Annotated in this window: 5 protein-coding genes and 1 pseudogene; 1 reads left to right on the top strand and 5 read right to left on the bottom strand. The window is 58.9% G+C overall.

Going from position 1 to position 5,332, the window contains the following annotated elements; translation table 11 throughout:
• Positions 1-74: 74 nt before the first annotated feature.
• The 3 genes from AAC035_RS18295 to AAC035_RS18285 all read right to left on the bottom strand — a co-directional run bounded on the left by AAC035_RS18295 (position 75) and on the right by AAC035_RS18285 (position 3,034).
• Positions 75-1,289, bottom strand: a complete 1,215-nt coding sequence (locus tag AAC035_RS18295; RefSeq protein WP_339806534.1) for an efflux RND transporter periplasmic adaptor subunit — start codon at positions 1,287-1,289, stop codon at positions 75-77.
• Positions 1,290-1,312: 23 nt separating this feature from the next.
• Positions 1,313-2,623: a TolC family protein gene (locus AAC035_RS18290; protein WP_048512612.1), complete on the bottom strand. Its 1,311-nt coding sequence runs from the start codon at positions 2,621-2,623 to the stop codon at positions 1,313-1,315.
• Between the two features lie 63 nt (positions 2,624-2,686).
• On the bottom strand, positions 2,687-3,034 hold the full coding sequence (locus AAC035_RS18285; protein WP_339806532.1) for a hypothetical protein: 348 nt from the start codon (positions 3,032-3,034) through the stop codon (positions 2,687-2,689).
• A 94-nt stretch (positions 3,035-3,128) separates the two neighbouring features.
• On the opposite strand from AAC035_RS18285, the pseudogene AAC035_RS18280 reads away from it, so the two are divergent.
• Positions 3,129-3,398, top strand: a pseudogene (locus tag AAC035_RS18280) (hypothetical protein); the annotation flags it as partial.
• Positions 3,399-3,413: 15 nt separating this feature from the next.
• On the opposite strand, the gene AAC035_RS18275 reads toward AAC035_RS18280, so the two are convergent.
• Positions 3,414-4,370 (bottom strand): arsenic resistance protein, encoded by a 957-nt coding sequence (locus tag AAC035_RS18275; RefSeq protein ID WP_339806531.1) that lies wholly within the window; start codon positions 4,368-4,370, stop codon positions 3,414-3,416.
• Positions 4,371-4,702: 332 nt separating this feature from the next.
• The coding region (locus AAC035_RS18270; protein WP_339806530.1) for a site-specific integrase at positions 4,703-5,332 on the bottom strand (630 nt) is incomplete at its 5' end.

Below are 5,332 nucleotides of genomic sequence, written 5' to 3'. Positions count from 1 at the left end.
GAATAAGGGATAACATTAAAAACCGCCGCTCTACCGAGAGACGTAAGATGGCATTGATCATCATAGCCTCCTGGTTAGTGGTCGTGGGATGCGCCGGATTTTTCGATATCGGCCTTGATCAAATAACTGTTTTCCACCACATAGCGATCGCCTGCTTGCAGGCCGCCCAGCACCTCAGTCAGGTTGCCGTCGCTGCGGCCCAGCTCCAGTGGGCGGATCTCGTAGGTGTCATCCACCTGAATAAACACCACGGTCCAGTCCCGGAAGGATTGCAGGGCGCGGTTGTCAACCACCAAGGGGGCCTCCACCGTTTCCACCACGATATCCCCGGCCACCAGCAAACCGGGGGTCAGCAGTCCCTCGGCATTGTCGACTTCGACCCGGGCCAGGGTGTAGGGCGCGTTGCCGGGTGCCGGCAGCAGGCGGCGGATGGTGCCTTCCCGGTCAATGCCGTCAGCCTTCAGTCGGACTTTCTGGCCAATGGCAACCTCGGCCCGTTGGCCGGGGAAGACCTTGAATTCCGCCCACAGAGTGGTCAAATCGGCAATGGCGAATAGGGGTTGCTCCCCGGTCATTTCTCCGTTGCTGATCCGACGCTCAATGACGATCCCGTCGATGGGCGCTCGCAGTGCGTAGGTTTGCAGGCTTTCGTTGGACTCGACTTGAGCGAGCACGTCACCACGCTCGACCCGATCGCCCAGATTGACCTTCACCTGGCTGACCACGCCCGGGAAACGGGCGCGGATCCGGGCAATCTGCTGCGGTGCCGTGGTCAGGCTGCCGTAGGTGGTGAGGCTGCGCTCGATGGCACTCGGCCCGGCTGCGGCCGTTGTGATACCCGCTTTTCGGGCGATAGCCGGGGCGATCCGGGTGCGACCTTCGTGGGATTCCCAGTGCCAGCGGTAGTTCTTGCCGTCCATGGCGAGGCTCACTTCTACGTCGAAGGAGTGGGGTTCGGTCACCACGCCATCCCCCAGCCAGTAGTCCCCCTGGTAGGCGAAGTCGAAGGTGTCCACTTGCCCACCCAGGCGGGTGAGCTGGACATTGAGGTCAATATCATCAGTAACGGCGCGGCCATCCCTGGTGACCCAGGCCCGGTATTCCGGTGGGACCCCCTGCTCGAAGATCTGCAGTTCGACGGTGGCGTCGTTCTGTTGCAGCAGTATGCCGCCGTGAGGCCCCCTGGCCTCTGCCTGCGATTCGTCGTGTTGTTCCTCGGCAGCTTGTAAGGGGCTGATGGCAAGGCAGGTGGCCACCAGAATCAGACAGAGTTGTTTTATCAGTTGCATGGTGTGAATCCTGAATTTGTGGGTTAGCGCGTCGGGGCGCCCGGAACAGTCGCGAGTGGCTGCGCCGTAAGTTGTTCGATCAACGCCTGGTTGAGCAGCGCCGTGGTGGCGGCGTCGACCAGTGCCTCCCGTGCTGAGAGCAGCTCCCGCTGTGCGGCGGTCCACTCCACATAGCTGTAGCGGCCGTTTTCATAGGCTTCGCGGGTCTGAGTGAGTGCCTCGGTCAGGTCGGGAAGCATTTGGCTGCGAATCTGCTCAACAGTCTCGATGCTTTGTTGCCGCAAGTGGTAGGCGTCGAACAGGCGCGAATGGAGGCGCAGCAGGGTATCCTCCCGGCGGAATCGGACCTCATCCCGCGCCGCCAGGGCGGCCTGCACCTCGCCGCGATTGCGCCGTCCGGAAAAGAGCGGTACCGAGAGCCCAGCGGTCAAGGCGGTATCATCCGTCTCTTCGAAACGCCGGATGCCGACCTGCCAACGGATGTCGCTCTCGGACTGGCTGCGCGCCAGCTGAATTTCCGCTTCGCGGATACGCTGTTCGCTGGCGTAGATTTGAATGGCCGGGCTGTCGCTGACCCGCTGGTACAGAGCAACGAAGTTGTCGGAGGAACCGAACTGGAACAGGTCGCCTTCCAGCATTTGAAAGTCCGGGCTGGTATCACCCCACAGGGAAGCCAGAGCCATTTTCCGGCTCTCGTAGGCGGCTCGCAGATGGGACTGCTCAATACGACTCTGGGTGAGCGCGGCCCTGGCGCGCAGGACTTCGGCCTGGGGCGCCGCGCCGCGGTCGGCGCGACGGGTGACGATCTCGTGGGTGGCCTCGGCCAGCGCCACGGCTTCAGCGGCGAGTTGGAGTTTTTCCTGCAGGGCCAGGGTGGCGACAAAGCGCTGGGTCACCTGTCCCAAGAGATCCAGGGTCTCGGCCCGGCGCTCGGCCTCGACGCGCCCGTATCGTGAGTCAACCACGCTGACGCGGGCCTGACGCTTGCCGCCAAGTTCGAGAACCGATGACAGGGATAGGGTGTACTCTGCCCCGTCAACTCCTCGCAGATTGTCGCTGCCGAGGAAGTTTTCCACTTCCAGGCCGGCCTCCAGGGCAGGATTTTGATCTGCCGTGATGCGTCGGCCATCAAGACCCTGAAGGCGAAAATCGAAGACCTGGAGGCCGGGGTTTTGTGCCATGGCCCGCGAGAGAGCTTTGGACAGAGTGAGCGGTTTCTCCCCGGCGAGTGCCAGGGTAGAACCAAATGCCAGCGTTAGAAGGCAAAAGGCATGGATAATAGAGTGGCACGGCATTGCGCGCCGCCCCTTTTTTACGGGCATTCTGAAAAGCATGGGACTGCTCCTACGAAAGTCTAAATGACAGTTGTTCCCCGGGTGGGGAAGGTATTCGCAGGGTCAGGAAATGGGAGGGCGGAAAAGGGAGGATTGAACCCCGGTGGTGAAGTTGGCTTGGTAGTCGGACTGTACTATTCCCGCAGCCAAGCCGGAAATGTCTGTGAGGGTTCCCAGCAATACCATGTGAAAGCAGCTGTGGCTGTGATGGTAATGGTCCGCTGAATGACTGGGGCTGTCGGGAGACGACTTGGTTGCCTGATTTTCGCTGGAAAAATCCGCTGATTCGTGTGAATGCTCATCATAATGTGGCATTGCGGGGTTGTGCGGTTGTGCTTCATAGGCAATAGACGCCACTGACTGCAAAGCAATCAACAGCGTCATTGCGACTATGAAACAGCGTTTAATCATGCAAGTGGTCCCGGAATTTGATCGTGAGCCTAGCATAAAGGCAACCACATAGAAAGGACTGGACTCCCATGGCGTTACGTGTGTCCGTAGTGCGCTGCCCTGAGTGGCGGGCGATTGCACCGACCAACCGCAGTTCGTCTATGTGGCTGCCGCCGGGGGCAGCCGGGCCGGGATCAATATGGCCGGCGGCGACGCTATGCTCGATCTTCGCGCCATGCCGGCGGTCATGGCGATGCGGGCCAATATGACCGTGCAGGAATTGGCTGAAGAGCTGTTTCCCTACCTGACCATGGTGGAAGGGCTCAAGCTCTGCGCCCAGACTTTTACCAAGGACGTGACTCAATTGTCCTGTTGCGCCGGGTAAGGCTGCGTTCCCGGCTCAGTCGGCATTCCTGATCAGGCGCGGCAGCCAACGCAGATACGCCACCATGCCAAACAACTCGACCAGGGATTGGAAGACGATGACAACGATGGCGGCACGCCAGGGCTCCGGCAGTGACAGCGCCAGCGGCAGCATGACGAAGGAGTTGCGGGTACCAAAGCTGAAGGTGAGGGTGCGGCCGATAGTGGGCGTGAACCCGAATAGCTCACTGAGCCCCTTGCCGATGGTAGCGGCGGCAACCAGATAAAGTACAAAAACCACAAGCGCCGACCACAGCAGGGCGCCATTGTCGATCACCAGGCTGACCTGGGAGCCGGCAATTAGAAACACCACCAATGCCAGCAACGGCACGGGCAGCCACCCAAGCCAGTCCACCAGTGTTTGCGCGCGCGGGTGCTTTTCCGTCAACCGTTCGGTAATCCAGGCCAGGATCAGCGGGGTGACAATCAATCCGAAGAATGCCGGCAGCAAGTGGCTGCCAACCGCCAGTTCAATGGCGATATTGCCCATGAAGAGCCAGATATAAATGGGTAGCAAAATGAGCTGGACCAGCAGAAGGATCGGCGCGGCCGCTATGGCCCTGGCACCGTCCTCACCACCGAGATGGGTAAAACTGATAAACCAGTCCGTACAGGGCACCAGCAGTACCAGCAGTACGCCGAGACGAATAGCGGGATCATCCGGTAACAGCCACAACAGAAGACCAACGACCACCGGTATCAGGATAAAATTGCCCGTCAGCAAAGCGGCCAGAAAGCGGCGATCACGAAATGCCGACCTGAGATGTATCAGTGGTACCTGAGTGAAAGTAGTGTACAGGAGAACACCCAGGGCCGGCCAAAGCAGCGCTTCCCAATGACGAGTCTGCTCTGGTGACATCCAGCCGATGGCCATGCCGGCCAGGATGGCAACCAGATAAAACCAGACCTGATATTGTTCTAGGCTGTTACGCATTTGGCTTCTTCCACGATGATACCCGGACTCGGCACCTGTTTGTGTGGGCCGGATAGTACCATGGGAGTCCTGTGAGTCACGGTGTTGTCAGCCAACGTGTCTGTGGGAGTTCCTTCCAACCCCAGCAAAGTACTACTGCATACGCTGAGATATGCCCCAAGTTACCGGCCGATTTCTTAGGGAAAATCTGGGGCAATTTGATCGCCAAACTATGCCATTTCAGGCCATATTGCGTAGTACGGTGTAGGCTTCCTACGGTGGTGATAATAAAAGAAAATACGTATTTTTAGCCGTTTGGCGTTCAGTCTGTCCCCACTCTTGGAGAATGGTCATTAGGGTTCCGCCTTATTTGATTTCAGCCTGGTGATAATCTGGCGTCGATTTGCCACCAGTTCGGCTGCTTCCCGCACCGGATCGTCCTCGACATGAACGTATCGCATGAACATGGTCACGGTTTTGTGAGCGGTCAGTGCCATACCCACTTTGATCGGGATGCCGGAATTGGCGATGTCGGTGGCAGCGCGATGCCGGATGCCGTGTGTGCCAACAAGGGGGATGCCGGCCCTTTTCAGTATGCGGCGCCAGGCGCCATAGTAGGCGTTTTGGGTCAACGGCTTGTTGGGATCTTCCAGAGCAGGGCAGACGTACTCCGATTTGCTGTGGATTGCGGCATCAGAGAGCAGTTCGTAGGCTTCCGAGCTGATAGGTTTGGACATGTCACCGGTTTTGCTGTCGGGCCAGACTACTCGGCGACCGACCAGGTCTACCCACTCCCATCGCAGCGCCAGGATTTCGGACATTCTGGCGGCAAAGGCAAATTGGAGCCGAATGCCGAGAATCGGAGAAGGGTGTTCAAATTCCTCCTCTTCTGTTTTCTCCAGTTGCCTGAATAAGAGGATCATCTCCTTGGCTACTTCGTGAATCTCAAAACGGTCCCGCGGCCCATCACAGCGCATATCCTG

It is taken from the genome of uncultured Marinobacter sp. (assembly GCF_963974375.1).
Classification (GTDB): domain Bacteria; phylum Pseudomonadota; class Gammaproteobacteria; order Pseudomonadales; family Oleiphilaceae; genus Marinobacter.
This window is presented reverse-complemented; position numbering and strand designations above follow the sequence as displayed.

Bases quoted from the DNA above. Each gene is read 5' to 3' on its own strand.
- AAC035_RS18290 (WP_048512612.1), bottom strand. From the start codon at position 2,623: ATGCTTTTCAGAATGCCCGTAAAAAAGGGGCGGCGCGCAATGCCGTGC.
- AAC035_RS18285 (WP_339806532.1), bottom strand. From the start codon at position 3,034: ATGATTAAACGCTGTTTCATAGTCGCAATGACGCTGTTGATTGCTTTG.
- AAC035_RS18275 (WP_339806531.1), bottom strand. From the start codon at position 4,370: ATGCGTAACAGCCTAGAACAATATCAGGTCTGGTTTTATCTGGTTGCC.
- AAC035_RS18295 (WP_339806534.1), bottom strand. From the start codon at position 1,289: ATGCAACTGATAAAACAACTCTGTCTGATTCTGGTGGCCACCTGCCTT.